The sequence below is a fragment of the Sinomonas halotolerans genome, assembly GCF_039615075.1.
GTDB classification, from domain to species: Bacteria; Actinomycetota; Actinomycetes; order Actinomycetales; family Micrococcaceae; genus Sinomonas; species Sinomonas halotolerans.
The window spans coordinates 51,574-75,823 of the sequence record NZ_JBDFRB010000011.1; the positions used below are offsets into that span (position 1 = coordinate 51,574).

A 24,250-nucleotide genomic window follows, 5' to 3' on the forward strand; every position below is an offset into this window, starting at 1 on the left:
CGATTGTGGAATTCCGGGGCGAGACGTGAAAGGAGTCTGGCAGATATTGACTCGAGTAACCGGCGCTGCGACACTCGGGGCATGACTTTCCGCCTCGGCATCGTCGGCGCAGGCCAGTTCGCCGGCCAGTTCGCAAAGCTCTTCGCTGCGCACCCGGAGATCTCCTCGGTCCACGTCACGGACGTGCTGCCGGAGCGAGCGGAGGCGCTGGTGCAGCGACTCGGCCTCGACGGCACCCATCCGACGTTCGAGGCGATGCTCGACGACGGCGGGCTCGATGCCGTCGCGATCTTCACCCAGCGCTGGACGCACGGCCCCCTCGTCCTGGATGCACTGCGCGCGGGCAAGCACGTCTACTCGGCCGTGCCCATGGCGATCAGCGAGGGCGAGATCGCCGAGATCATCGAGGCGGTCCGCGAGACCGGGCTGACCTACATGATGGGCGAGACGAGCTACTACAACCCCGCGACCGTCTACGCCCGTGGCCGCCGCGAGGAGGGTGCCTTCGGGCGCATCTTCTACGCCGAGGGCGACTACGTACACGACATGGACCTGGGCTTCTACGAGGCCTACCAGTACTCCGGCGGCGCCGATTGGAAGCGGACCGCGAGCTACCCGCCCATGCTGTACCCGACCCACTCCGTCGGCGGCGTCCTCGGCGCGATCGGCGGCCATGCCGTGAGCGTGAGCTGCATCGGCGTGCGGGACGAGCGCGGGGACGGCGTCTTCGACCGGGACGTGAGCATGTTCGGCAACGACTTCTCCAACGCCACGGCCCTGTTCGAGCTCGCCGGGGGCGGATCCATGCGCATCAACGAGTTCCGCCGGGTCGGCTACCCCTCCCACCTCCGCGAGAGCCGGTTCCGCTTCTTCGGCACCGAGGGAAGCTTCGAGCAGCTCGTCGAGGCCGCGGTGTGGCAGGACAAGGAGGGCTTTGAAGACGTCACAGCCCAGCTCCGGGCCCACCGGACGGTCGACCTCGACGACCCCTCGCTGGCCGACGTCGCCCCGGCGCTGCGCGAGGCCTTCGTCTCGGGGCTCGCCCCGGTGCACGACTCCGGGCGGCTCCCCGCCGAACTGCGCGGCCTGCCCAACGGCCACGAGGGAAGCCACCACTTCCTCGTCGACGACTTCGCCACGGCCGTCAGCCGTGGAACCCTCCCGACCGTCAACGCGTGGGAGGCTGCCCGCTACACGCTCCCCGGCATCGTGGCGCACGAGTCCGCGCTGCGCGGCGGCGAGCGCCTCCCGGTGCCCGACTTCGGGGACGCGCCGATCGCGCTCGAGCGGCGGGGGCCGCGCGGGCTGCTGGACGGGCGCCACTAGCATGGTCGCCATGCCCCATCAGCCTGCGCCTGCCAAGCCGGCCGTCACCCGCAAGGACGTCGCCCGCCTCGCCGGCGTGAGCACCGCCGTCGTCAGCTATGTCATGAACGGCGGGCCCAAGCGCGTCTCACCGACTACCGAGGCCAAGGTGCGCAAGGCGATCACCGCCTTGGGCTACCGCCCCAATGCCGCGGCCCGCGCCCTCAAGCTCGGCTCCTCGGAGATGCTCGGAATGGTGGTGCCGGATGCGACCAACCCGTTCTTCGCCTCGCTCGCGCGGGCCGTGGAGGTCGCCGCCGCCGAGCGCGGATATGCCATGCTGCTCGCCGACTCTGACGGCTCGCTCCGCACCGAGCGGCGCCTCGTCGAGAACCTCGTGAGCCGGCGGGTCGACGGCGTCTTCCTCTGCAGCGTGCTGTTCGATCCTGACCTGACCGACCTCGAGCAGGCCGAGATCCCTGCGGTCCTGCTCAACCACAGCTCCGAGGCCCCCGGGTTCAACTCCGTGGGGGTCGCCTTCCAGGACGGCGCCCGGGCCGCCGTCGAGCACCTCGTGGGGCACGGCCACCGCAGCATCGGCCTCGTGATGGGCACCAACACCGGCGGGGACCTCGATGCGCGCGAAGTCGGCTGGCGGCAGGGTGTGCGGGAGGCAGGCCTCCCTGAAGGGCCGGTGCTGCGTGTGCCCTTCACCCGTGAGGGCGGCTACCGTGCCGGCCGGGACCTCATTGCGGGTGTGGACCGTCCCGCGGCCGTCTTCGTCAGCTCAGACCTCCAGGCGGTCGGGCTCCTGCGGGCGGTCCACGAGGCTGGGCTGAAGATCCCCCAGGACCTCGCGATCTTCTCCTTCGACGGCTCGGCCGAGGCGGAGTACAGCTGGCCCCCGCTGAGCACCGTTGCGCAGCCGATCGAGGCGATGGCCCGCGCCGCCGTGGACGCCCTCATCGACGCCGAGGTAGGGGTGCCCACGCAGAGCCGGATCTTCCCGGCCGAACTCGTGCCCCGGTCGTCCTGCGGCTGCCCCTGAGGGAAGCGGCCGTCAGTCCGGTGCGAGGCGACGGACGACGACGGCGCCCCTCCCCAGCGGCGCCCGGAACACGCTTCGCGTGCTCCGGGCCCCTCGCCTCTGTGGCCCGCCCGGGGGTGGGGCGCCGTCGTCGTGCGTGCCCTGGAGCGGCGAGACCTACTTGCGGAGGTCCGCCGCGATCTGCTGCATGACGCCCGGGTCCGCGAGCGTGGTGGCGTCGCCCGGGTCGCGGCCCTCGGCGACGTCCTTGAGGAGCCGGCGCATGATCTTGCCCGAGCGGGTCTTGGGCAGCTCGGGGACGATGAGGACGTGCTTGGGCTTGGCGATCGGGCCGATCTCCTTGCCCACGTGGTTGCGCAGCTCCGCGGCGGCCTCGTCCCCGCTTCCGGCCTGCGCGTCCGAGCGGAGGATGACGAACGCCACCACTGCCTGGCCGGTCGTCTCGTCCGCGGCGCCCACCACAGCGGCCTCCGCGACCCACGGGTGGGAGACCAGTGCGGACTCGATCTCGGTGGTCGAGAGGCGGTGGCCGGAGACGTTCATGACGTCGTCGACGCGCCCGAGGAGCCAGACGTCGCCGTCTTCGTCCTTCTTCGCGCCGTCGCCGGCGAAGTACATGCCCTCGAAGCGGGACCAGTAGGTGTCCTTGAACCGTTCCGGATCGCCCCAGATGGTGCGGAGCATGGACGGCCAGGGCTCGCGGACCACGAGGAAGCCGCCGTGCCCGTCCGGCACCGACTGGCCGTTCTCGTCCACCACGTCCACGGCGATCCCGGGGAGCGGGACCTGCGCCGAGCCGGGCTTGGTAGCGGTGATGCCGGGGAGCGGGGCGATCATGATGGCGCCTGTCTCGGTCTGCCACCACGTGTCCACGATCGGGGCCTCGCCGCCACCGATCACGTCCCGGTACCACATCCACGCCTCGGGGTTGATCGGCTCGCCGACCGAGCCGAGGACCCGGAGGGAGGAGAGGTCGAAGCCGTCCGGGATCTCGCGGCCCCATTTCATGAAGGTCCGGATCGCGGTGGGCGCCGTGTAGAGGATGGAGACCTTGTACTTCTGCACGATCTCCCACCAGCGGCCCTGGTGCGGGGCGTCCGGGGTGCCCTCGTACATGACCTGGGTCGCGCCGTTGACCAGGGGCGCGTAGGCCACGTAGGAGTGCCCGGTGACCCAGCCGACGTCGGCTGTGCACCAGTACACGTCCGTCTCGGGCTTGAGGTCGAACACTGCGGAGTGGGTGAACGCCGTCTGGGTCAGGTAGCCGCCGGTGGTGTGGAGGATGCCCTTGGGCTTCCCGGTGGTGCCCGAGGTGTAGAGGATGAACAGCGGGTGCTCGGCGTCGTGCCCCACGGCGGTGTGCTCGGGGGAGGCGGCCTCGAGCAGCTCGGACCAGTGCAGGTCACGGCCCTCGGTCCAGGCGACGTCCTCGCCGTTGCGGCGCACGACGACGACGTTCTGCACCGTGTGCCCCGGCGCCTCGAGCGCTGCGTCCACGGCGGGCTTGAGCGAGGACGGCTTGCCGCGGCGGAACGTGCCGTCCGCGGTCACGACGAGCTTGGCCTCCGCGTCGTCGATCCGGGAGCGGAGCGCATCCGCGGAGAAGCCGCCGAATACGACGGAGTGGACCGCGCCGATGCGGGCGCACGCGAGCATGGTCACGACGGCCTCGGGGATCATCGGCAGGTACACCGCGACCCGGTCGCCCTTGGCCACGCCGAGGGCCTCGAAGGCGTTCGCGGCCCGCTTGACCCGCTCGGTCAGCTCGGCATAGGTGATCGTCTCCGTGTCGCCGGGCTCGCCCTCGAAGTGGATTGCCACGCGGTCGCCGAGGCCGTTCTCGACGTGCCGGTCAAGGGCGTTGTACGCGGCGTTGACCTCCCCGCCCACGAACCACTTTGCGAACGGCGGCTCGGACCAGTCGAGGGTCTGCTCGAAGTCCTTCGACCAGGTGAGGAGGCTGCGCGCCTGCGCGGCCCAGAACGCCTGACGGTCGGCGTCGGCCTCGGCGTAGATCTCCGGGCCGAGGTTCGCCGCGGCCGCGAACTCGGCCGACGGCGGGAACTGACGCTCCTCGTGGAGCAGGTTCTCGAAGGCGTCTCCCTTGACGGTTTCCTGGGACATGGGCGTCCTTTCGGCTCGTTCTTCGCAACGTCCAGCGACGGCGCCCGCACGCCGCTGCGGGCCGCATAGGCTCGCATCCGGACGTGAGGGGGCGCACATCTCTGCCTGTGTACACCCTAGTCCTCGGAAGGCAGCGGGAGAGTTGCATGCGTCACACTCAGGCGGCGGGCGGGCGCATTCCTGCGGTGGGCGGTAGGCGCCCGACGCCGAGCGGCGCCTCCCGCTCGCCGCTCGTCTAGGTGGGTGTGCTCGGGTTGGCTAGGCTGAATCGCAGGATGAGGAGAAGGAGAGACTCATGACCGACCCCAGCCAGACCCCTGCAGCGGAGCATCGGAACGAGGCCGTGCTCGGGCCGTTCACCCTGCGCGACGTGACCCTTCTGGGCGGCGTGCTCATAACGTTCATCGGATCGCTCCTGCCACTCATCCAGCGCAACGCCCTGCTGAACCTGTGGAACGCGCAGAACCTGTTCTTCCTCGCGGTCGGCTTCCTCGTCCCCGCTGCCGCAGCGGCTCTGTTCGTGTGGCGCCGCCTCGAACCCCGCCGGTCGCTGCGGGTCGGGTCCCTGTCCGTGGACCAGTTCGCGTCCGTCTCCGCGGTGCTGTGCTGCTCGTACTACTTCGTCTTCACCGTCACAACACTCACGCCGGGCGCGGTCGTCGGGCTCCTGGGCGCCGCTGCGCTCGTCGCCGCCACCACTGCGGCCCGGCTCATCCCGCCGTTCGCCGGTGACTTCGACGGCCGTGCTGCCACTCCCGCGCACATCGTGGCCCGCGACGCCGTCGCCCCCGTCCACCGGCACACGGGCCAGATGGCCGCCGTCCCAGCCGGCACGGCGGCCGCGCCATGGGCCGGCCACGGGGCCGACCCCATGGCCGCGGGCTCCGGGGCCTTCCCCGTCGAGCCTGTCGGCGCTGGACCTGTTGGCGCTGCACCTGTTGGCGCTGCACCAGCAAGAGGGGAGCACCCGTCCGAGGAGGCTGCGAGCGCCGAGACCGCGGCCGCCCCGGCACTCGGCGACGAACTCTCGACTGCTCGACCGGTGGGTCCGGGCCCCGCTGGTGAAGAACCCCTTGGTGCAGAACGCCTCGGCGCAGAGCCTGCGGGCGGAACGCAGGCTCCTTCGGAGTCCACGGCGGACGAGCCTGAGGGACCTGCACCCGTGGACGCCGGGCCTCTGGACGCCGCGCCCGAGGAGAGCTCCTTCGGCCTGGCGGATGGCGAAGCGTACGGTTCCCCAGCCCCCGAGGCGCCCGCCACCGCGGCCTTCCCCGTGGCCGGTGCCGGGCCGGGCGAGGGCGTGGCGGGAGGTGCCGACGAGCCCCACCAGCAGTTCGAGGCGTTCTGGTTCGCGGTCAACCACCCGCGCACCGCCGTCGACCCCATGACCGGCGACCCCCTCTTCGTCCTCGAGCCCGGACAATGGATCCTCGCTCTCCAGGACCGTGGCCACGAGTTCGTCGTGCAGAACACGGACGGGCGGATCGGCGTCCTGCGCGAGCTGTCCGGAATCGAGCGGGGCTGAGCGCGGCCCGGGCAGGTGGCGGCCGTGGGGCCACCGCCGAGTCCCCCCTCGCACTGAAGCGCAGGGCACGGAAGATCCACCGTGTCCTCGCTGAGGCGTACCCGTACGCCCACGCCGAGCTGGACTTCCGCAACCCCTTCGAACTGCTCGTCGCCACGGTCCTGAGCGCGCAGACCACGGACGTCCGGGTCAACCAGGTCACGCCCGAGCTGTTCCGCAAGTACCCGGACCCACGGGCCATGCACGAGGCCGAGCTCGCGGACATCGAGGAGATCATCCGCCCCACGGGGTTCTTCCGGGCGAAGGCGCGCAGTGTCCACCACCTCTCGCAGAAGATCGTCGACGAGTTCGACGGCGCCGTCCCCGGAAGGCTCGAGCAGCTCGTCACACTGCCGGGCGTGGGACGGAAGACGGCGAACGTCGTCCTGGGCAATGCCTTCGGTGTCCCGGGCATCACCGTGGACACGCACTTCGGACGGCTCGCCCGGCGCTTCGGGTGGACGGGGTCGGAGGATCCGATCGTCGTCGAGCGGGACGTCATGGAGCTCTTCGAGCGCCGCGACTGGACGATGCTCTCGCACCGTGTGGTGTTCCATGGCCGGCGGGTGTGCCTCTCCCGCAACCCCGCCTGCGGCGCCTGTCCGGTCGCCCCGCTCTGCCCGTCCTTCGGCATCGGCGAGACCGATCCCGGGAAGGCAAGGAAGCTTCTGCGCTTCGAGCTCGCTCCGGGCCGCGAGGGGCTCCACGCCGAGATGGTCGCCAATGCTGCGAGCGCGGCCTCGATCCGCCAGCGGACTGAGGCCGCAGCGTCTGCCGCTGCGGCCGGGCCTGTCGGCGGTGAACCCGCAGGCGGCCCCGGAAGCGGCCCCTCCGGGAACCGAGGCCTCACGAACGGCGGCCCGGGGACCGGCGGCACCGGAGACAGGGAGGTCGCGCAGTGAGCTCCGGGGCGGTGGACGCCCGTGCCGACCTCGAAAGGATCGTCGCCGACATCCAGGCTGGCCGGACGGACCCGTTCGACCGCCGCTGGCATCCCCGCACCCTCACGGGGGACTTCCGGCGGGCCGCCGTCCTCGTGCTCTTCGGGGCGCTCGACGACGTGCTGGCAGCGTCCGCCCGTCCGATCGCGCCAGCGGAGCTGGATGTCCTCCTCCTTGAACGCGCCGCGACGCTCGGTTCCCACCCGGGCCAGGTGGCCTTCCCCGGGGGCAGCCTGGACCCTGAGGACGCCTCGCTCGTGGAGTGCGCCCTCCGCGAGGCGGAGGAGGAGACCGGCCTCGACCCCTCCGGGGTCCACATCCTCGGGGAGCTCCCGCCGCTCGGCATGGCCTACACCGGCTTCCTGGTCTCGCCGGTCGTCGGCTGGTGGGCGTCGCCGTCGCCGGTGGACGTCGTCGACTTCGGAGAGTCTGCTCAGGTGTTCCGGAGCCCGGTCCGCGACCTCCTCGACCCGGACAACCGGGTCATGGCTGTTCTCAACCGACGGGGGTCCCGGTTCGCGAGCCCGGCCTTCACCGTCAACGGGGTGCTCGTCTGGGGCTTCACGGCCATGGTGCTGGACTCGCTCTTCGAAGCCCTCGGGTGGGCGGTTCCCTGGGACCGGACGCGCGAACAGCCTGTCGAGCCCCAGATTTGACGCCCGGGCGGCCGGCCCGAGCTCATGCCGCCGGCACCAGCGGCCTCGCTGGAGGCTTCGGCCCGAAGACCGCCGCATTCTCGACGCGGTCCACCCAGTAGTTCTCGTCGAGGTCGGCGGCTTCGGCGACCTTGCCGGCTCGTTCCACCGTGTCCCCGAGCCGGCCCGGGAGGCGGATCTGGGCCCCGGTGCCGAAGACCCCGCTCACGGTCGCGGCCTTGAGGTCCACGGAGAGTCCGCCCCCGAGCTGCAGGGTCGTATCCTCACGTGAGCCGGACTCCCCGGCACGAGGCCCTTCGCCGGTGGCTTCCGCGGACCCTTCGACTGCCGGCGGGACGATCTGCTTGGCGATGCGCGTGAGAGGTTCCTTCGACTGCTCAGCCAGCCGCGCCGCCGGCGTGTCCCTGCCGCGCTCGGCCGCGCGGGCCACGATCTGCGCTGGCGTGCCGGCCACGGGCCCGGACCGCCCGCCCGCCCCGACCGGGCCCGGGAGGGCCGCCGCGTGGGCAAGGGCCCGGCGGACGCCGGGCACGTCCCTCCGCCAGCCCAGGACGAGGGCGCGCTGCGCTGCGGCTTCACCTGCGCGCCCGGCGAGAGCGGCCATGGACTTGTCGAGCAGCTTGGCGAGGGCGGCGACGGGTCCTTGGGTGAGGAAGGAGAAGGCCCAGCTGTCGGTCGCCCTGCCTGCCCAGTCCGCGGCGGCCCAGACGCGCCGGGTCGTGCCGGGGAACCGGCCGGTCGCCCATGTGGACATCCGGCCCGCGAGTGCTTCCAAGGCGTCCTTGACCCGCTTGACCTTGTCCGCGATCGTCCGGGCCAGCGTGGCCAGCTTCTCGAAGAGGACCTTGAGCCTCCATGCCGTGGTCCCGATCCGCGCGGCAGCTGCCGTCCCGGCGGCCAGTGCGCCCACGCCGAACGTGAGTGCGGAGACCGCGGCCCCGACCACGGCGCTGATGGCGGTGTCCCGGGCGAGCTCGAGGATCTCGTTCTGCAGCTCACGGTGAGTCGTCTCGATGTGCTCTGCGAGCTCTGCGCACGAGCTGGCGAGCTCTTCGGCGCCTCTGCCCAGGCCGCTGAGGCCGTCTTCGAGGTCGCGTGAACGGCTCACTGCGGCGGCCGCCATCGGTCCCGCCATCCGGTCGAGGATCCCCCGCGCGGCTGCCATCGACGACGCCCGGGTGGCGGCGAGCGCCCCTGCGAGGCAGGACCACTGGGCGGATGCCCGCCGCAGGGCACCGGCGTCGCCGTTCGGCCAGACGACACCGGTTGCCTGGACGAGTACGGAGGTGATCGGGTCCGGGTGGGCGAACGGGAGGCCGCCCGCGGCCTGGGGCACCGTGGGCCGCGGCGCTGTCCCGTGCGATGCCATCGGGGCGGGTCCCGGGACGGGCGCGTCGCCGAACCAGTGTTCGCTCGCATGGTAGCCGGCAGCCGCCTCGTTGAGGGCGTGGACGTGGCCGCCCAGATGGTCCGCGAGCTCCGCAGTGAGGCCCAGGAAGCGGGACGCGGCAGGATCGTACGCGGCTGCCCAGTCGGACCCGGCCGGATCGAAGCCGGCCATCCCTCCACTGGCCGCAAGCCCCGTCGCGAGCGCCTCGACCGCCCGGTGGACCTGCTCTTGGGCGGAGGCGGTGTGCTCTGCCCCCTCGGCAATCCTCTGCGGATCGACTGCGATGACCGTCATCCTTGCCCTTCCCCCGCCTGCTGTGACGTGACCACGCTAGGACGAGGTCGCGGCCGACCGCGCCAGTGAAGACCCGGATGTGGACAACCGGGCTCTTTCCGCCCGCCTGTGGAGGACAAGTGCTACTTGGCCTGGTCGTAGGACTCCACCACGGCCACGCTCAACGGGAACTCGACTGGAGCTCCCGGGAACAGGAGCCGCCCGGCCGCCCCCGCCGCCTCCTCGACGGCCTTGGCGCACTCGGCCACCGCGGCGTCCTCGGCGTGGACCATGACCTCGTCGTGCAGGAAGTACACGAGTTCGGCCGTGAGGCCGCGTTGCGCGATCCTGCGGAGACGGACCCTCAGCTCGGCCATCCAGCATTCGGCCCACTCGGCCGCCGTTCCCTGGACGACGAAGTTGCGGGTGAACCGTCCCCGGTCGCGGGCCAGGGCGTCGGCCCTGCGCTGCTCGTCCGCGGACGCCGTGCGCTGGGAGCGCACCCACCTCTCGGAGGGCGCGGGCGTGCTCCGCCCGAGGTGCGTCGAAACCGTGAGGCCGCGTTCGCCGTCGCGCGCCGCCTGCTCCACGAAGCGGACGGCGCGCGGGTACAGCCGGGTGAGCTGCGGCATCAGCCGGCCCGATTCCCCGGTCGTCGCGCCGTAGATCGCGCCCAGGAGGGCGACCTTGGCCTGCGCCCGGTCCCCGCCGAAGCCGGCCTCGGCGATCCCCGCGTAGAGGTCCCGGCCGCGCGCTGCCGCAGCCATCGGCTCGTCCCCGGCGAGGGCTGCGAGGACCCGCGGCTCGAGCTGGGACGCGTCCGCGACGATGAGCCGGTGGCCGGGCAGTGCACGGGCCGCGGAGCGCACGTCCCCCGGGATCTGCATCGCACCGCCGCCCCGGGATGACCATCTCCCCGTCACGACCCCGCCCACCACGTACTCGGGCCGGAACCTCCCGTCGCTGACCCAGGCGTCGAGCCACGCCCACCCGTTTGCCGAGAGCAGCCGTGCCATCTTGCGGTACTCGAGCAGCGGCCCGATCGCGGGGTGGGTGAACTCCCGCAGCTCCCAGGCCCGGGTGGTCCGGGCATCGATGCCTGCGCGGTGGAGTGCGCGCATGAGCTCCTGGGGCGAGTCCGGGTTGAGCTGTGGCGCGTTGAGGAGGGCTCGCAGCTCTGCGGCCTTCGCCTCCAGGAGTGCGGGCCGGGCTCCGTTCGACGGGCGCGGGCCCAGCCGCTCGCGGAGCAGGGCGTCGTGCACGCCGGTGTCCCACGGCACTCCGGCGTGCTGGATCTCGGTTGCGATGAGGGAGCCCGCAGACTCCGCGGCGAGCAGGAGCGCGAGCCTCGCCCGCGCAGGCGAGCGGCCGACGGCAGCGAGCTGGGCGGCCAGCTCGGCGCGCAGGTGCCCAGGGCTCGGCCCGGGAGGGGGTCCCGGCTCGAAGAGGGACCCTTGGAGCTGCGAGACGGCCGACGGCGGGAGGCTGCCGGGCGCTGTCGGCACGCCGTCCGTGGTGATCCCGTCGAGCGGCGTGTAGTCCGTGACCCGGGCAGAATTGCGCAGGATCGCCGCGCACAGCGAGAGGTCGTGGCAGCGTCCGACGTCCGCTCCTGCGGCGAGGAGCGCGGGGTAGGTCTCGGCAGTGCGCAGCCAGGCCCAGCGGGGGCGCTCCGCGGTCTCGATGCGCCGCACCGCCGTGGCGAAGTCCTGGGCGGAGACTTCCTCGGGGGAATCGGCCGGCGTGCCGGCCGCATCGAGCCGCTGGAGCACGGCGCCGCCGTCCGCGGAACTGGCGACGAGTCGGTACATGGGCCTCATTCTCCCTGAACGCCACGGGCGCCCGAGCCGGGCCAGATCAACGGCCATTCCTCCTCCACAGGTGCACGTGTCGGCGTGTTGTCCACATATCGCGCGGGCCCCGTTCCGTTGCCCTGCGCATCCCCGGAAGGGTGAGGTCCATGGCGATCGAACAGTCAGCCGGAGGCCCGGCCGGGCCCTGGCTCCCCCCGGACGGCACAGCCGTGTGCTGCGTCACCGCGGACCAGGCGCTCCTCGAGGAGTGTGCCCGCGCGGCCGCTGTCGCGGGCGTCCCGTTCGAGGCAGCCCCGACAGCGGAGCAGGCCGAGGGCCTGTGGTCCCGCAGCGACATCGTGCTGCTCGGGGCGGACGTGCACGAGGTGCCGCCCCAGCGGCGCAGCTCGACGGTGCTCGTGGCCCGGGGGGCGGACCGGGCACAGCTGTGGCAGCGTGCCGCCGCGCTCGGGGTCGAGCACGTCGCAGAGCTGCCCGACGCCGCGGGCTGGCTCGTGGAGTTCCTGGGCCGCCGCCGGGCGGACGGGCCTGCGGGCGCGGTCCTCGGCGTGCTGGGAGGGTGCGGCGGAGCCGGAGCCTCGACCGCGGCCGCCCTGCTCGCAGGTGCATGCGCCCTCGCGGGATCCTCCACCCTGCTGGTCGACGGCGACAGGCTCGCAGGAGGGCTCGAGGCTGCCCTGAGCGAGCACCCTCCCTCGGGGCTGCACTGGCCGGACCTGGTCGGTGCGAGCGGTCAGATCAATCCTGGGCAGCTCAGCGGTTCCGTGCCACAGCTGGGGGGACTGTCAATGCTCTCGTGGCCCGCGGGAGCGCAGCGCGCCGCCCGCGTCCCCGCCTCCGTCGTGTCCGGGGTCCTGGACGCCGCGCGATCGGCCTATGACCTGGTCGTCGTCGACATCGGCCGGGGCCGGGAATCCCTGGAGGACTTCGCGTGGTCGAGCGACAGGCTCCTGATGGTTGTCCCTGGCCGTCTGGGGGCTGTGCTTTCGGCTGCACAGCTCATCCACGAGCTCCCGCCGGTCCCGCTCGGAGCGGTGGTCCGCGGACCGTTCGCCGAGGGGATCGACGCCGAGCAGATCTCGGAGGCAGTCGGCTGCCCCCTTGCGGCCCGGCTCCCACGGCTGCGAGGAGCTGGCGCCGCCGCCGAGGCAGGCACCCTGCTCTCGCTCGCGCGCCTTCGCCGTGTACGGAGCTTCGCAGCCCAGGTCCTCGAGGCCTTTCCAGAGCGACCGGACGAGCCTGCGGCGGCGCCCTCGGTCGGACGGGTCCGGAGGGACGGCCGGTGAGGGGCCAGCGGCGGGTCGACGACGGCCTGCTCGACGAGGTGCGCCGTGCGGTGCTCGCGGAGCCCGGGCCTGTGACGGCAGCAGGGATCGCCGCCGCCGTGCGCGGCACCGGCCGCCTCCTCGGAACGGCTGGCACGCTGGCCGCGGTGGAGCTCATCTCGGCCGAGCTGAGGGGCCTCGGTCCCCTCCAGTGCGTTGCCGACGACCCGGAGGTGACTGACATCTTCGTCAACAGTCCAGACCAGGTATGGATCGACCGCGGCCGCGGCCTCGAGGCCAGCGGGATCGCCTTTCCCACTGAAGACGCGGTCCGGGCGCTGGCAGTCAGGCTCGTGGCTGCAGGCGGACGGCGGCTTGATGACAGCAGTCCGTGCGTGGACGTGCGCCTGAGCGGAGGCTACCGCGTGCACGCCGTCCTTCCGCCAGTCTCGACCTCCGGGACGCTCCTCTCCGTGCGCATCCGGAGGGAGCATTCGGTCACCTTGGACGAGCTCGAGGCCTCGGGAGCGCTCCTGGCCGACCAGCGCGGGGTGCTCGAGGCCCTTGTACGCCAGGGAAGGAGCTTCCTCGTCAGCGGCGCCACCGGATCGGGCAAGACGACGCTGCTGACCACACTCCTGTCCCTTGTTCCGGACGAGCAGCGTGTTGTGCTCGTCGAGGATGCTGCTGAGCTCGCCCCCGAACACCCTCACACGGTGACCCTCGAGGCGCGCCACGGCAACGTCGAGGGCGCGGGCGGCGTGGGCCTGGCCGAGCTTGTCCGCCAGGCATTGCGCATGCGGCCCGACTGGCTGGTGGTGGGTGAATGCCGCGGCGCCGAGGTGCGCGAGCTCCTCTCGGCGCTCAACACGGGACACAGCGGGGCAGGCACCGTTCACGCCAACACCGCGGGATCCGTGGCCGCCAGGATCGCCGCTCTCGGTGCCCTCGCCGGCATGAGTCCCGACGCGACGGCATTGCAGGCGGCGACTGCTCTGGAAGCGGTCATCCATCTCGAGCGGACGCCCGAGGGCCGCAAGGTGGCTGCAATCGCCGTGGTGGGTGAGCAGGGGGGCCGGCTCACGGTGACGGATGCGCTAGTACGCGCCGGAGCCTGGGCCGGGGCACCCGAGCGGGGCAGATGCCGCCGCGGACCGGGATGGCCCGCGCTCGCACGCCTCCTTGGACTGCCCTCCGTTGACGGCCCGGTCCCCGAGGCGGCGTCGTGAGCGCCTTCCCCGCCGGCCCGGCACTCGTGGCTGCGGCGCTCTTCTGGACGGTCCTGCTCGGCTGGCCGCAACTGCGGGCTGCCCGGATCCTCGACGTCCTCCGGGGCGGGGCAGGGGCCGGGCCGGGACGCGCGCGAGGAACAGCGGTTCCGCAGTGGAGCAGCGGGAACCCCTGGACCGCGCTCCGGAGGCCGGGGCCCCGCCACCGGAGCGGTGACCATCTCCATGCCCTGGCCGCACTCATGGGCCAGCTTTCGGCGCTGCTGCGGGCGGGACGCTCTCCGGACCAGATGTGGGGGCAGGCCGTGGCCGCCCTCGAGCGGACCGGTGGTGCGGGTGGGAACGAGCAGCACACCGGCTCGCCACACGGCATCCGGCCGGGTGCCGCCGGCCCCGAGGAGGGGGCGGTCGACGTCTTGAAGGCGGCAGCCCGGGCTGCTGCGCTCGGGCGTCCCGTCAGCGAAGCCATCAGGACGGCCGCCGCCGCGAGGACATCTGGCAGGAATCAGGCAGCCTCGAAGGCACCGGGGCCCGGTGCGCAGCGTCCCGGTCTGGGCCGTTCCGCCCCCGGTGCGGGGCGCGGGGGGCACGGTGCCTTGGACACCGCTGTGTGGCTCAGCGTCGCAGCCTGTGTTGAGACGGCGGAGTCCTCGGGCGCACCGCTCGCGGCTGTCCTCGACCGCCTGGCAGTCCAGCTCGAATCGGACGCAGACGCCGCTGCGGCCCGAGCTGTGGCTCTGGCCGGTCCCCAGGCAACCGCCAAGGTCTTGGGGCTCCTGCCTCTGGCCGGTCTGGGGATCGGGATGCTGATGGGCGTGGATCCGCTGGGCCTGCTGCTCTCGACACCACTGGGGATGGCCTGCCTGGGGACGGGGATCGCCCTGGCCCTCCTCGGCCGGGCGTGGTCCGCCCGCCTTGTCCGGAGCGCATCGGAGGAACGGTGAGCACCGTGGTCCTCTCCATCGTCGCCGCACTCGGTGCGACCCTTCTCGCCATGGGCAGCCCGCGGCTCCGTCTCCATCACATCGTGGGAACGGGTTCCCCCTGTCACAGTGCTGCCAGCACGGTCATCCCGGGGGCACACGCTCCCGGCGCTGCTTCTGCGGACCTCGACTCGGCCCTCATGCTCGAGCTCGTGGGCGCCATGCTCCAGAGCGGGCTGGCGCTGCCGCGCGCACTCGAGGTCGTGTCGCGGGCCTGTCCTGGCCCATCATCGCCTGTTCTCGCGCGGGCGGCGGCGGCGCTTGGGCTGGGCGTCGACTGGCAGAGCGCCTGGCCTGCGGGCGACCGGGTGGAGGCCGTCGCGGAGGTCAGGGAAGCCCTCCGGTTCGCGGCGGCAACGGGAGCGCCTTCGGCCGGGCTCCTCTTCGCCCGGGCCCGCCAGCTGCGGCGCCGCCGCCATCGCGAGCTCGAGCGTCGGGCTGCGGCCCTGGGCGTGCGCCTCGTGGTTCCGCTCGGCGCGTGCTCACTGCCGGCCTTCCTGTGTCTGGGGGTCGTTCCGGTGTTCCTGGCGATGTTTCCCAGCGGCTGAACGGGCGTCCGGGTTACGCGGCGCGGACGGCCGCACCAAGTTCCTGTCGGACCATTCCGGCAGGTCGGCCCCGGCAGGGGTCCAGACCCGCAGCGCGGGCCACCACCACGGTCGCCTTCTGGAGGCGGCAGAGCAGAGGAGGAACCATGACCGCAGCAGTATCCGCCGCGGGAGCGGGCGCGTGTCCCACCGGGACCGTGCCGAGCACCACTGGAGATCCGCGACGCCCGGGGGCAGCGGTCCCAAGCCTCGCGCATGTGGGCTCCGAAGCTCCCAACCCGGAGAGCACGGATCCACAGAGCACCAGCCGAGGGGCCGGGCACCCAGTTCCGGAAAGCCGAGGGGCCGGGCACCCAGATCCGGAAAGCCGAGGGGCCGGGCGCCCAGAGGCGCGACGCCCGGATCCGCAGGGCCAAGACCCTGAGCGCCGAACACCCGGGCAGCCCGTTCCCTCTGACCGTCACGGCGGTGCGCGCGTGATCGAACTGTTCCCCGGCGCCGCGGCCGGCGCTCCCGCGCGAGGCTGGGCTGGCTCTGGAGGACCGGGAGACGGTCTCGGTAGGGGAATCGAGGTCCCGTTGGGCACGAGCGCCGCAGTGGCCCGCGCTGCCTTCGGTTCCCGGACCCCCGCCGCTCGGAGGCCCTCCGTGCTCCGAGCCGTCCGCCGCATCCGGCGCCGGATGGCAGTCCAGCGGGAGCTCCTGCGTCTCTGGCTCGGCCGGAGGATGGTCGGCGAGCAGGGGATGGCCACCGCGGAATACGCCATCGCGACGATCGCCGCCGTAGCCTTCGCGGGCCTTCTCGTCGTCATCATGCGCAGTGATGAAGTGCGAGGGTTCCTGCTCAACATCATCCGAGCGGCTCTGGCGCTCCCATGAGGTGTGTCCGCGGGGCTCGGGGCCCGGGCACGGGTGCCGCGGCCCCGCGGGGTGCTGGGCGCCGGGCGGCGAGGAGTGTACGGCTCCAGGCTCTGCGGGGCGCGGGGAGCCCGAGCCTGCGAGGTCCCGTTCACCCTACGCCGAGGGCGGCGGCGCGGGAGGAGTCGGAGGGTGCCGTGACCGCGGAGTTCGCAGTCGCACTCCCGGCAGTGATCGCCCTCGTCGCTGTCCTCGTGGGCAGCGCCTTGGCCGGAGTGAGCCAGATCCGTGCCGAAGAGGCCGCAAGGGCAGCGGCGCGGGGAATGGCGAGAGGCGAGCCGCCTGCGGAGGTCGCCCGGGAAGTGTCCCGGGTGGCCGGTGCCGACGCCGTCCATCACGTCAGTTCCTCAGGCACACTCGTCACGGTGACCGTGACGGTTCCGGTGCCGGGTGCGTGGGGGAGCGCCGCGGGACTCCGCGCCATCGCTGCGGCGACACTCAGCCACGAAGGGACGCCCTGACATGCCCTCCCCTCGGACGGTCGCACCGCGAACGGAACGGGAACGGGGTGCGGGGACGATCCTCGCACTCGGGCTCGGGCTGCTCCTTGTCCTCGGATGCGGTGCCGTAGCCCTGTTCGGGCAGGCTCTCGCTGCCTCGGCGAGGGCCGCGGGGGCAGCCGACCTCGCGGCCCTCGCGGCGGCGGACGCCGAACGGGGACTCACATCGGGGCCCGCCTGCGGTGCCGCGCAACGCGTGGCTCAGGCGAACGGCGCAGAACTCGTCGTCTGCGAGGTCGAGGCCCCCAGGAGCGCAGTGCGGGTCATCGTCCAGATCGAGACGGGTGCACCGTGGGATCCGGTGCGCGGCCGGGCACGGGCTGGGCCGCCTCCCTGAGCCGAGCGTGACCGGCCGGGTCCTCGCCCGCGCCTCGGGAGTGGGCGAGCACCGTGGCGAGGAGGGCCGAGGCGCCCGACTTGTCGAGCGGATTGTTCTTGTTGCCGCACTTCGGGCTCTGGACGCACGAGGGGCAGCCCGTCTCGCACTCGCACGCCTCGATGGCCGCGAGCGTCGCCGCCAGCCAGTCGCGCATCCGGTCGAAACCACGCTCCGCGAAGCCGGCTCCCCCTGGGTGCCCGTCGTACACGAAGACGGTCGGCTCCTCGGTGTCGGCATGGAGGGCGGTCGACACGCCGCCCACGTCCCACCGGTCACTTGACGCGACAAGCGGCAGGAGCCCGATCGCAGCATGCTCCGCAGCGTGCAGGGCCCCTGGGAACTGGGCCGCGATGAGCCCGGCACCTGCGAGCGTCGGCTCCGGGATGGTGAGCCAGACGGACTTCGTGAACAGTTCCCGTGCGCCGAGTTCGAGGGGCTCCTCACCGAGGACTTCGTTCGAGACGAGGGCCTTGCGCTGGAAGGAGACGACCTGCGTCGTGACCTTCACCTCCCCGAAGTGCACTCCCACCGGACCCCACTGCTCGCTGCGCTGCGTGCTCAGGACGTCCACGGTCGTGAGGTCCCGTGCAGTCGTGTAGTAGTCCGGGTTGACCCTGCGCACCACCACGCAGCGATCGGCCTCATTGAGCTCTTCCACGAGATAGCTCGCGCCCTGGTGCACGTAGATCGCGCCCTCATGCGCCTGGTAGTGGGTCTGGGGCGAATCCATCGAGCCCAGGAGGAGGCCGGTCTCCGCTTCGATGATGCTCACGGGACCGCCTCCGTCCGCCCGGAGGTTCACCATGCCCGCGGCGCTCTCGGAATGGGTCCAGAACCAGCCGGACGGGCGCCGGCGCAGGTAGCCCTGGGCCTCGAGCTGGCCCAGCAGCGACTCCGTGGTGGGGCCGAACAGGGCAAGGTCAGCGGTTGTCAGCGGCTTCTCCGCTGCCGCGGCGCACAGGTGCGGGCCGAGCACGTAGGGATTCGACGGGTCGAGGACCGTCGCCTCTATCGAGACGTCGAAGATCGCCTCCGGATGGTTGACCAGATAGGTGTCGAGGGGGTCGTCGCTTGCCACGAAGGCAGCGAGCGCCTCCTGGCCCGCCCGGCCGGCCCGCCCGATCTGCTGGAACAGCGATGCCCGGGTCCCCGGCCAGCCCGCAACGAGCACGGCGTCGAGGCCCGCCACGTCGATCCCGAGCTCGAGGGCCGAGGTGCTCGCCACTCCGAGGAGCTCGCCGGACCGGAGCCGGCGCTCGAGCTCGCGGCGTTCCTCGGGCAGGTAGCCGGAGCGGTACGCGGCGACCCGCGACGGCAGGCTGGGATCCACCTCGTCCAGATGCCGTTGGGTGATCGAGGCGATGGCTTCGGCCCCTCGCCGGGACTTGATGAAGGCAATGGTGCGGACCCTGGCCGCGACGAGGCTGGCCAGGAGGTCGGAGACTTCAGCGATCGCCGTCCGGCGCTGCGGCGCGCCGTTCTCGCCGTGTGCCTCGGTGAGCGCCGGCTCCCAGAAGGCGACCTCAGTGGCTCCGTGGGGCGATCCGTCCTGGGTGACGGCCACGACCGGGGAGCCGATGAGCCGCCCGACCGACGACTCCGGATCACCAGAGGTTGCCGACGCGGCGATGAACACGGGGGAGGAGCCGTAGTGGGAGCACACCCGCCGCAGGCGCCGCAGGAGGTTGGCCACGTGGGATCCGAAGACACCCCGGTAGGAATGGGCCTCGTCCACGACCACGTAGCGCAGCCGGCGGAAGAACCCCGCCCACCAGGCGTGGTTGGGGAGGATGCCGAAGTGCAGCATGTCCGGATTCGCGAGGATCACGTTGGCGTGGTCGCGGATCCACCGTCTCGCGGACGTGTCCGTGTCCCCGTCATAGGTCTCCGCGCGCAGAGTCGGCAGTCTCAGCGAGCGGAGCGCCGCGAGCTGGTCCGCGGCCAGCGCCTTGGTCGGCGAGAGGTAGAGGACTGCGGCGCCATCGTCATGGATGCGCCCCGGTTCCGCCGCGACCCTGAGCTCAGAGCGGTGCACCGCGTCCAGCGCCGGAAGCTGGTAGGCAAGCGACTTGCCCGAGGCCGTCCCGGTTGCGAGGACCACGTGGGAGCCCGCGTGTGCGAGGGAGGCCGCCTCCGCCTGATGCGTGTAGGGCATGCCGATCCCCAGACGGGCGTACGCCGCGACGAGGTCCGGGTGCACCCACTCCGGCCACGGGGCGTGCTGCGCCGCGCGGGCGGGGAGAGTGCGGACGTGGCGCAGCTCCGCGGGCTCGGCCGAACGGCCGAGCAGCGGGACGAGCGAATCATGAGCAGCCACGGGAGCATTCTGCCAGCCGGGCCGCTCTGCGGGAGAAGGGTGTCAGTCGCTGAGCGAGGAGCCCGCGCTCGTGCCGGGATTGCCGAGCACGAGCACGCCGGAGACGTCGCTCCAGCCCAGGTGGTGGTAGAGGTGCTGTCCGTCGGTCGAGGCGATCAGGAGTCCTTGGTCCAGGCCGTGCTCGCTCACGGCGGCAGTCAGGGCGCGCATCACGAAGCTCCCCAGCCCGCGGCGGCGGAACGCGGGCTCGGTGACGATCCGGTCGAAGACGGCGTAGCCCCGCACGACTGCGACGTGTCCACTCGCTGCGAGCGCACCGCCCTCGCCTGTGACGGTGACTGCGGCGCTGTGGTCCTGGATGTCCGTGGTGTGCTTGAGCTCGTCGTCATTGAGCCACGGGTCCTCGACGTCCTTGTCCGCGAAGTCCATGACCATGAGCTCCTGCTCTGCGCTGAGGACCTGGAGGCCATGCTTCTCGGCCAGGGCACGGTACGCGACGTGGTCCTCCGTCAGCACCGTCAGGATGCGGGCGGGGGTCTCGGCGACGAACGAGGCGAGGGCGCCGAACTCCTCGTCGCTGGGGTTGGCCGCGAACGCTTCCCAGTCCCCGGACCTGTCGGTGAGGAGAGCGGCCTTGAACGAGCCGACGTCCCGCAGGTCGTATCCACGCGTGGAGGCCCAGCCTTCGACCCAGATGTCCAGAAGTTCGGTCAGCGATGCCTCAGCCATAGCTCGACGATACCGGCAGCCGCGGTGCCTGATAAGGTCCGTAACTCAACTGACACCGGGCACGAAGGCCGCGGCACCGATGCGGACGCGCGTACCCTTGATGGGTGGCTCTGCACCGGATCGTCCTCTTCTACTGCTTCACCCCCGTGCCCGACCCCGAGGCGGTCAGGCTGTGGCAGCGCACCCTCTGCGAGGGGCTCGGCCTCACGGGCCGCATCATCGTCTCCAAGGACGGGATCAACGCTACCGTCGGCGGCGAGCTCGACGCGGTCAAGCGGTACGTGCGCAGCACCAAGGAGTACCCCGGCTTCAAGGGCATCGACGTCAAGTGGAGTGAGGGCGGCGCCGCTGACTTCCCCCGGCTCTCGGTCAAGGTCCGGCCCGAGCTCGTGTCCTTCGGCGCGCCCGGAGAGCTCACGGTGGACGAGCACGGGGTCCAGGGCGGCGGCGAGCGGCTCACCCCTGAGGCGCTCCACAGGCTGGTGGACGAGCGCCGCGAGGAGGGCCGCGAGGTGGTCTTCTTCGATGGCCGCAACGCCTTCGAGGCCCAGATCGGCCGGTTCCGCGGAGCAGTGGTGCCGGACACCTCCACAACCCACGACTTCCTGGCCGAGCTCGACTCCGGGAAGTACGACGCCCTCAAGGACCAGCCCCTCGTCACCTACTGCACCGGCGGGGTCCGCTGTGAGGTCCTCACCGCGCACCTCCGCAAGAGGGGCTTCCGCGAGGTGTACCAGCTCGACGGCGGGATCGTGCGCTACGGCGAGAAGTACGGGGACGAGGGCCTGTGGGAGGGCTCGCTGTACGTGTTCGACCGCCGTATGCGGCTCGAGTTCAGCGAGACTGCCACCACGATCGGACGGTGCGCCCGGTGCGAGGCCCCCACCTCCGACTTCCACAACTGCGCGAACCTCGCGTGCCGTGAGCTCACGCTCTTCTGCAGCGACTGCGTGGGTTCAGGGGAACCGCTCGTGTGCCCTGCCGGCTGCAGCGCGGAGGGCGCGCATCCCCGCGCAGGGCTGCCGGCCCGCTCCGGCTAGGCTGCCGGCCCACCCCGCCTAGGGCCGGCTGATGCGGAACGCCACGTTGGCGGGCGAGCCGACCGCGGCCATGGTCACACCGAGGGCCATGGCCCTGGGCACCTCGATCGTCCGCGCGTGCGGGATCCTGCACTCGAAGTCCAGGGCGATCGGCTCTGAACGCCGCCCGTCCGCCTCGGTCGTCACCGTGAGCCGCGCGGTGTCGCTGCCCCGGCACGCGAAGCGAACCGTGACAGTGCCCGCGGGCACGTCGGTCTCGAGGGTCCGCGGCGCGCGGCCTGGCCAGACGGTGTCCACCCGGAACTCCAAGGACTGCCCGCTCTGGTCCGGCAGGATCCACGAGGCCCAGCCATAGTCGCCCGGAGGCTCGAGGATTCCCGGCTGCTGGTTCTGGGCGTGCCACGCCCTGCCCTGCGCACGCCGGGAGGCTTCCTGGGCCGCTGCGGACGCTGCTGCCGCCGCCGACGCCGACGCCGACGCAGAGGCCGCGCGCCCGCCCAGGGGCGGCAGGCCGTCGTCATATGCATACGAGCAGCCCGCGAGCAGGACGGCGGCAGCGGGAAGGGCAGCCAGAGCGGCCGCCCGGAAACGGCGGCCGATCCCGCGAGGGCGGCTCGGCAGGGGCATGTCCACATTGTGCGCGCACGGGGTGCCGCCCGGCCATGCCTGCTGCGGGACGCAGGGCGCCTAGACTTCCTCAGGTGACCAGCGTGAGCCATGAGCACCCGCACGCCCCCGCCTCCGACCGGCCCGACCTCCTCGCCGCCCTCGCGGTGGACCTCACCGCTCTGGACTACACAGTCGGCGCTGTCGCCGAGCTCCTCGGGCCCGCGGCGCACGAGGCGCTCTCGCGCGACCAGACGGTGCCCGCTCTTCTCGCCACGCGGGCAGCGGCGGACGGCGGGGACCCGGCGCGCGCGGCGCTCGCCGCCGTCGTGCGCTTCTTCCTCCTCGCCCGGCCGCTGGGGCGCGCGGCCCTCGACGCCGCCCTGCCCGCCCTCGGCGCGGAGGGCCTGCTCCGGCTCCGCCTCGCCGAGGAGGCGGACGACGCCGGCCTGCTCGCCGCCGCGGCGGACCTCCGCCCGTACGAGTGGGACGGCGCGGCGGGCGCGACGCGGATGTGGGTCGCCTCCGACCTCGCGGCCCATCAGCGGCCGGGCGTGCTGCGCACGGACCACGTCCTCGGGATCGGCCAGGCCTCGGCGACGCTGGTCCAGGCGACGGCGCGACGACCGGTCGCGCGGGCCCTCGACCTCGGCACGGGGTGCGGGATCCAGGCCTTCCACCTGCTCGAGCATGCCGGCCACGTCGTGGCGACCGACGTCTCCGAGCGCGCCCTCGCGTTCGCGCGCTTCAACCTGCTCCTCAACGCCGGGGCGCTCGGGATCGACCCGGACAGGCCCGAGGAGCGGTTCGAGCTGCGCCGCGGCTCGCTCCTCGAGCCGGTCGCGGGGGAGCGGTTCGACCTCGTGGTGTCCAACCCGCCGTTCGTCATCACGCCCCGCGCGCGGGACGAGCAGGCCGAGGACCAGTTCACGTACCGCGACGGCGGGCTGCCCGGCGATGAGCTCGTGGCCGGGCTCGTCGCGGGGGTCGGCGCGGTCCTCGCCGAGGGCGGCACCGCGCAGATGCTGGCCAACTGGGAGATCCCCGAGGGATCGCCGTGGGACGAGCGCGTGCGCGGCTGGGTCCCGGAGGGGCTGGACGCGTGGGTGCTCGAGCGCGAGGAGGCGAGCCCCGAGCAGTACGCGGAGACGTGGCTCGCGGACGCGTCCCAGCAGCGGGACCCCGGCGCGTACGAGGCTGCGTACGCCGCGTACCTGGACGACTTCGCCTCGCGCGGGACCACGGGGATCGGCTTCGGCATGGTCTGGCTGCGCCGGCCGGGCCCGGGCCAGGCCCGGCTCGGACGCTTCGAGGCGCTCACCCACCCGCTCGAGCAGCCGATCGGCCCCCACTGGGCCGCGGCGGTGGAGCGCGCGGACTGGCTCGCGGCGCGGGGCGCGGTCGAGCCTGGCCCGGGGCGCGGCGCGGCGATCGCGGGCGAGCGCCTGGTGGTCGCGGACGACGTCACGGAGGAGCGCCACCAGCGCCCCGGCGCGGAGCACCCCGGCGTGATCCTCGTGCGCCAGGGCGCGGGCTTCCGCCGCACGTCCCTCCTGAGCACGGAGCTCGCGGGCTTCGTCTCGGCGTGCGACGGCGACCTCACGGCGGGGCAGATCGCGGCGGCGCTCGCGGGGCTCCTCGGGCGGGACGACGACGGCTTCCGGGACCGGCTCCTCGACGAGGCGGCGACCCTCATCCTCGAGGGCTTCCTCCTGCCCGCAACACCCGCAGAACCTGAAGAGAAAGCTTGACATTCCAAGGGCTGTGCCGTTTATTACACTCCAACATCACGACGACGAAAAAGCAGCATGACCGACAAGAAGCGCAGTCCCCGCACCGAGAATCCCGTGCGGATCACCGACCCCAAGGCCATCCGGGCCCTCGCGCACGCCGCGCGGCTCGAGGCCATCAACGAGCTCTACTCGAGCCAGCAGAGCCGCACCGCCACGGAGCTGGCGGCGTTCACGGGGCTCACGCCCAGTGCGATGAGCTACCACCTGCGGGCCCTCAAGAAGTGGGGCATCGTCGTCGATGCGCCGAGTGACGGGGACGGGCGCGAACGCCGCTGGAAGGCGGCCGGCACGGACCTGAACCTGGACACGGCCGCGATCGGGCAGACCCCCGGCCTCGCGATCGTGGACCTCGAGCTCGAGTCCCTGCGCAACCGCATCTCCACGCATGCGAAGCTCCGTGACGCGGCCCGGCGCCGCGGCGAGCCGGACGAGTCGCCCGTCATGGTCGTCTCGGGCAACACGATCAAGCTCACGCTCGAGCAGCGCGCCCGCTTCAAGAAGCGCATGCTCGAACTCCTCGAGGAGTTCGAGCAGGAGGCCGCCGACGTGCCCGAGGCGGAGGAGGCCGAGCGCATGTACGTCCTGTGGTCCATGCTCCCCGAGCTGCGGGACGCAGGGCGTGCCGTTGCCGCGAAGCCTGCCCGCCGGGGCACCGCCAAGGACGTCCCCAGCCCAGCCGCCGGCGGTTCCTGACGGGCCCGCACGGCCGGGGGCCCATCCGTGCTGCGCGGCCGCGCGACGCCCGCCGCGCCAGGCGCGGCCGTCCACATGCAGGGTGCCACGCTTGCGCGCCTCCCGCCGTCGTATGGTGAACTAGGGACTTGCGCGG

At 72.6% G+C, this 24,250-nt stretch carries 20 protein-coding genes and 1 pseudogene; 15 read left to right on the forward strand and 6 right to left on the reverse strand.

Going from position 1 to position 24,250, the window contains the following annotated elements; all coding sequences use genetic code 11:
• Window positions 1-81 precede the first annotated feature (81 nt).
• Together ABCQ75_RS12260 and ABCQ75_RS12265 are read left to right on the forward strand one after the other, a co-directional pair.
• Entirely contained in the window at window positions 82-1,326 is a 1,245-nt protein-coding gene (locus ABCQ75_RS12260) for a Gfo/Idh/MocA family protein (protein ID WP_345885656.1), read from the forward strand.
• A gap of 1 nt (window position 1,327) precedes the next feature.
• The gene (locus tag ABCQ75_RS12265; protein WP_345885657.1) at window positions 1,328-2,353 is read left to right on the forward strand and encodes a LacI family DNA-binding transcriptional regulator; all 1,026 of its coding nucleotides are present in this window, start codon (window positions 1,328-1,330) and stop codon (window positions 2,351-2,353) included.
• 156 nt (window positions 2,354-2,509) lie between these two features.
• Here the strand turns inward: ABCQ75_RS12265 and acs are convergent, their stop codons facing one another.
• Window positions 2,510-4,477, reverse strand: coding sequence for an acetate--CoA ligase (acs, locus tag ABCQ75_RS12270; RefSeq protein ID WP_345885658.1), 1,968 nt, complete (start codon window positions 4,475-4,477; stop codon window positions 2,510-2,512).
• 295 nt (window positions 4,478-4,772) lie between these two features.
• Here acs and ABCQ75_RS12275 point away from each other — a divergent pair, with 295 nt between their 5' ends.
• The 3 genes and pseudogenes from ABCQ75_RS12275 to ABCQ75_RS12285 all read left to right on the forward strand — a co-directional run bounded on the left by ABCQ75_RS12275 (window position 4,773) and on the right by ABCQ75_RS12285 (window position 7,638).
• Window positions 4,773-6,002, forward strand: a complete 1,230-nt coding sequence (locus ABCQ75_RS12275) for a hypothetical protein (RefSeq protein WP_345885659.1) — start codon at window positions 4,773-4,775, stop codon at window positions 6,000-6,002.
• Window positions 5,900-6,802, forward strand: a pseudogene (nth, locus tag ABCQ75_RS12280) (endonuclease III); the annotation flags it as partial. The gene ABCQ75_RS12275 and the pseudogene nth, both read left to right, overlap by 103 nt.
• Before the next feature lie 152 nt (window positions 6,803-6,954).
• Complete coding sequence (locus ABCQ75_RS12285; RefSeq protein ID WP_345885701.1) at window positions 6,955-7,638, forward strand: NUDIX hydrolase; 684 nt, start codon at window positions 6,955-6,957, stop codon at window positions 7,636-7,638.
• A 22-nt stretch (window positions 7,639-7,660) separates the two neighbouring features.
• Here the strand turns inward: ABCQ75_RS12285 and ABCQ75_RS12290 are convergent, their stop codons facing one another.
• Entirely contained in the window at window positions 7,661-9,322 is a 1,662-nt protein-coding gene (locus tag ABCQ75_RS12290; RefSeq protein WP_345885660.1) for a WXG100-like domain-containing protein, read from the reverse strand.
• 122 nt (window positions 9,323-9,444) lie between these two features.
• Complete coding sequence (locus tag ABCQ75_RS12295) at window positions 9,445-11,112, reverse strand: bifunctional 3'-5' exonuclease/DNA polymerase (protein ID WP_345885661.1); 1,668 nt, start codon at window positions 11,110-11,112, stop codon at window positions 9,445-9,447.
• Window positions 11,113-11,261: 149 nt separating this feature from the next.
• Between ABCQ75_RS12295 and ssd the strand changes: the two genes are divergently transcribed.
• The 7 genes from ssd to ABCQ75_RS12330 all read left to right on the forward strand — a co-directional run bounded on the left by ssd (window position 11,262) and on the right by ABCQ75_RS12330 (window position 16,894).
• Window positions 11,262-12,401, forward strand: a complete 1,140-nt coding sequence (gene ssd, locus ABCQ75_RS12300) for a septum site-determining protein Ssd (protein WP_345885662.1) — start codon at window positions 11,262-11,264, stop codon at window positions 12,399-12,401.
• Complete coding sequence (locus tag ABCQ75_RS12305) at window positions 12,398-13,609, forward strand: TadA family conjugal transfer-associated ATPase (protein WP_345885663.1); 1,212 nt, start codon at window positions 12,398-12,400, stop codon at window positions 13,607-13,609. Before ssd ends, ABCQ75_RS12305 begins: the two co-directional genes overlap by 4 nt.
• Complete coding sequence (locus ABCQ75_RS12310; protein WP_345885664.1) at window positions 13,606-14,553, forward strand: hypothetical protein; 948 nt, start codon at window positions 13,606-13,608, stop codon at window positions 14,551-14,553. Before ABCQ75_RS12305 ends, ABCQ75_RS12310 begins: the two co-directional genes overlap by 4 nt.
• On the forward strand, window positions 14,550-15,140 hold the full coding sequence (locus ABCQ75_RS12315) for a type II secretion system F family protein (protein WP_345885665.1): 591 nt from the start codon (window positions 14,550-14,552) through the stop codon (window positions 15,138-15,140). Before ABCQ75_RS12310 ends, ABCQ75_RS12315 begins: the two co-directional genes overlap by 4 nt.
• A gap of 566 nt (window positions 15,141-15,706) precedes the next feature.
• Window positions 15,707-16,018 carry a DUF4244 domain-containing protein gene (locus ABCQ75_RS16215; RefSeq protein WP_427916098.1) on the forward strand — a complete coding sequence of 104 codons (312 nt, stop codon included), beginning with the start codon at window positions 15,707-15,709 and terminating at the stop codon, window positions 16,016-16,018.
• Window positions 16,019-16,194: 176 nt separating this feature from the next.
• Window positions 16,195-16,518: a TadE family type IV pilus minor pilin gene (locus ABCQ75_RS12325; protein WP_345885666.1), complete on the forward strand. Its 324-nt coding sequence runs from the start codon at window positions 16,195-16,197 to the stop codon at window positions 16,516-16,518.
• Between the two features lies 1 nt (window position 16,519).
• Window positions 16,520-16,894, forward strand: coding sequence for an Rv3654c family TadE-like protein (locus ABCQ75_RS12330; RefSeq protein WP_345885667.1), 375 nt, complete (start codon window positions 16,520-16,522; stop codon window positions 16,892-16,894).
• On the opposite strand, the gene ABCQ75_RS12335 is transcribed toward ABCQ75_RS12330, so the two are convergent.
• Both ABCQ75_RS12335 and ABCQ75_RS12340 read right to left on the reverse strand, forming a co-directional pair.
• Complete coding sequence (locus ABCQ75_RS12335; RefSeq protein WP_345885668.1) at window positions 16,821-19,253, reverse strand: DEAD/DEAH box helicase; 2,433 nt, start codon at window positions 19,251-19,253, stop codon at window positions 16,821-16,823. The genes ABCQ75_RS12330 and ABCQ75_RS12335 overlap by 74 nt on opposite strands.
• 42 nt (window positions 19,254-19,295) lie before the next feature.
• Entirely contained in the window at window positions 19,296-19,982 is a 687-nt protein-coding gene (locus ABCQ75_RS12340) for a GNAT family N-acetyltransferase (RefSeq protein ID WP_345885669.1), read from the reverse strand.
• 104 nt (window positions 19,983-20,086) lie between these two features.
• Here ABCQ75_RS12340 and trhO point away from each other — a divergent pair, with 104 nt between their 5' ends.
• The gene (trhO, locus tag ABCQ75_RS12345; RefSeq protein WP_345885670.1) at window positions 20,087-21,022 is read left to right on the forward strand and encodes an oxygen-dependent tRNA uridine(34) hydroxylase TrhO; all 936 of its coding nucleotides are present in this window, start codon (window positions 20,087-20,089) and stop codon (window positions 21,020-21,022) included.
• 18 nt (window positions 21,023-21,040) lie between these two features.
• Here trhO and ABCQ75_RS12350 read toward each other — a convergent pair whose 3' ends face one another.
• Window positions 21,041-21,649 (reverse strand): hypothetical protein, encoded by a 609-nt coding sequence (locus ABCQ75_RS12350; RefSeq protein ID WP_345885671.1) that lies wholly within the window; start codon window positions 21,647-21,649, stop codon window positions 21,041-21,043.
• A gap of 35 nt (window positions 21,650-21,684) precedes the next feature.
• Here ABCQ75_RS12350 and ABCQ75_RS12355 point away from each other — a divergent pair, with 35 nt between their 5' ends.
• On the forward strand, window positions 21,685-23,379 hold the full coding sequence (locus ABCQ75_RS12355; protein WP_427916095.1) for a DUF7059 domain-containing protein: 1,695 nt from the start codon (window positions 21,685-21,687) through the stop codon (window positions 23,377-23,379).
• 57 nt (window positions 23,380-23,436) lie between these two features.
• On the forward strand, window positions 23,437-24,114 hold the full coding sequence (locus ABCQ75_RS12360) for an ArsR/SmtB family transcription factor (protein ID WP_345885673.1): 678 nt from the start codon (window positions 23,437-23,439) through the stop codon (window positions 24,112-24,114).
• Window positions 24,115-24,250 lie beyond the last annotated feature (136 nt).

Excerpts from the sequence above, each read along its gene's own strand:
- ABCQ75_RS12260 (WP_345885656.1), top strand. The coding sequence starts at position 82 with ATGACTTTCCGCCTCGGCATCGTCGGCGCAGGCCAGTTCGCCGGCCAG.
- ABCQ75_RS12350 (WP_345885671.1), bottom strand. The coding sequence starts at position 21,649 with ATGCCCCTGCCGAGCCGCCCTCGCGGGATCGGCCGCCGTTTCCGGGCG.
- ABCQ75_RS12330 (WP_345885667.1), top strand. The coding sequence starts at position 16,520 with ATGCCCTCCCCTCGGACGGTCGCACCGCGAACGGAACGGGAACGGGGT.
- ABCQ75_RS12290 (WP_345885660.1), bottom strand. The coding sequence starts at position 9,322 with ATGACGGTCATCGCAGTCGATCCGCAGAGGATTGCCGAGGGGGCAGAG.
- ABCQ75_RS12355 (WP_427916095.1), top strand. The coding sequence starts at position 21,685 with ATGCCTGCTGCGGGACGCAGGGCGCCTAGACTTCCTCAGGTGACCAGC.
- ABCQ75_RS12275 (WP_345885659.1), top strand. The coding sequence starts at position 4,773 with ATGACCGACCCCAGCCAGACCCCTGCAGCGGAGCATCGGAACGAGGCC.
- ABCQ75_RS12295 (WP_345885661.1), bottom strand. The coding sequence starts at position 11,112 with ATGTACCGACTCGTCGCCAGTTCCGCGGACGGCGGCGCCGTGCTCCAG.
- ABCQ75_RS12340 (WP_345885669.1), bottom strand. The coding sequence starts at position 19,982 with ATGGCTGAGGCATCGCTGACCGAACTTCTGGACATCTGGGTCGAAGGC.
- ABCQ75_RS12360 (WP_345885673.1), top strand. The coding sequence starts at position 23,437 with ATGACCGACAAGAAGCGCAGTCCCCGCACCGAGAATCCCGTGCGGATC.
- ABCQ75_RS12265 (WP_345885657.1), top strand. The coding sequence starts at position 1,328 with ATGGTCGCCATGCCCCATCAGCCTGCGCCTGCCAAGCCGGCCGTCACC.
- ssd (WP_345885662.1), top strand. The coding sequence starts at position 11,262 with ATGGCGATCGAACAGTCAGCCGGAGGCCCGGCCGGGCCCTGGCTCCCC.
- acs (WP_345885658.1), bottom strand. The coding sequence starts at position 4,477 with ATGTCCCAGGAAACCGTCAAGGGAGACGCCTTCGAGAACCTGCTCCAC.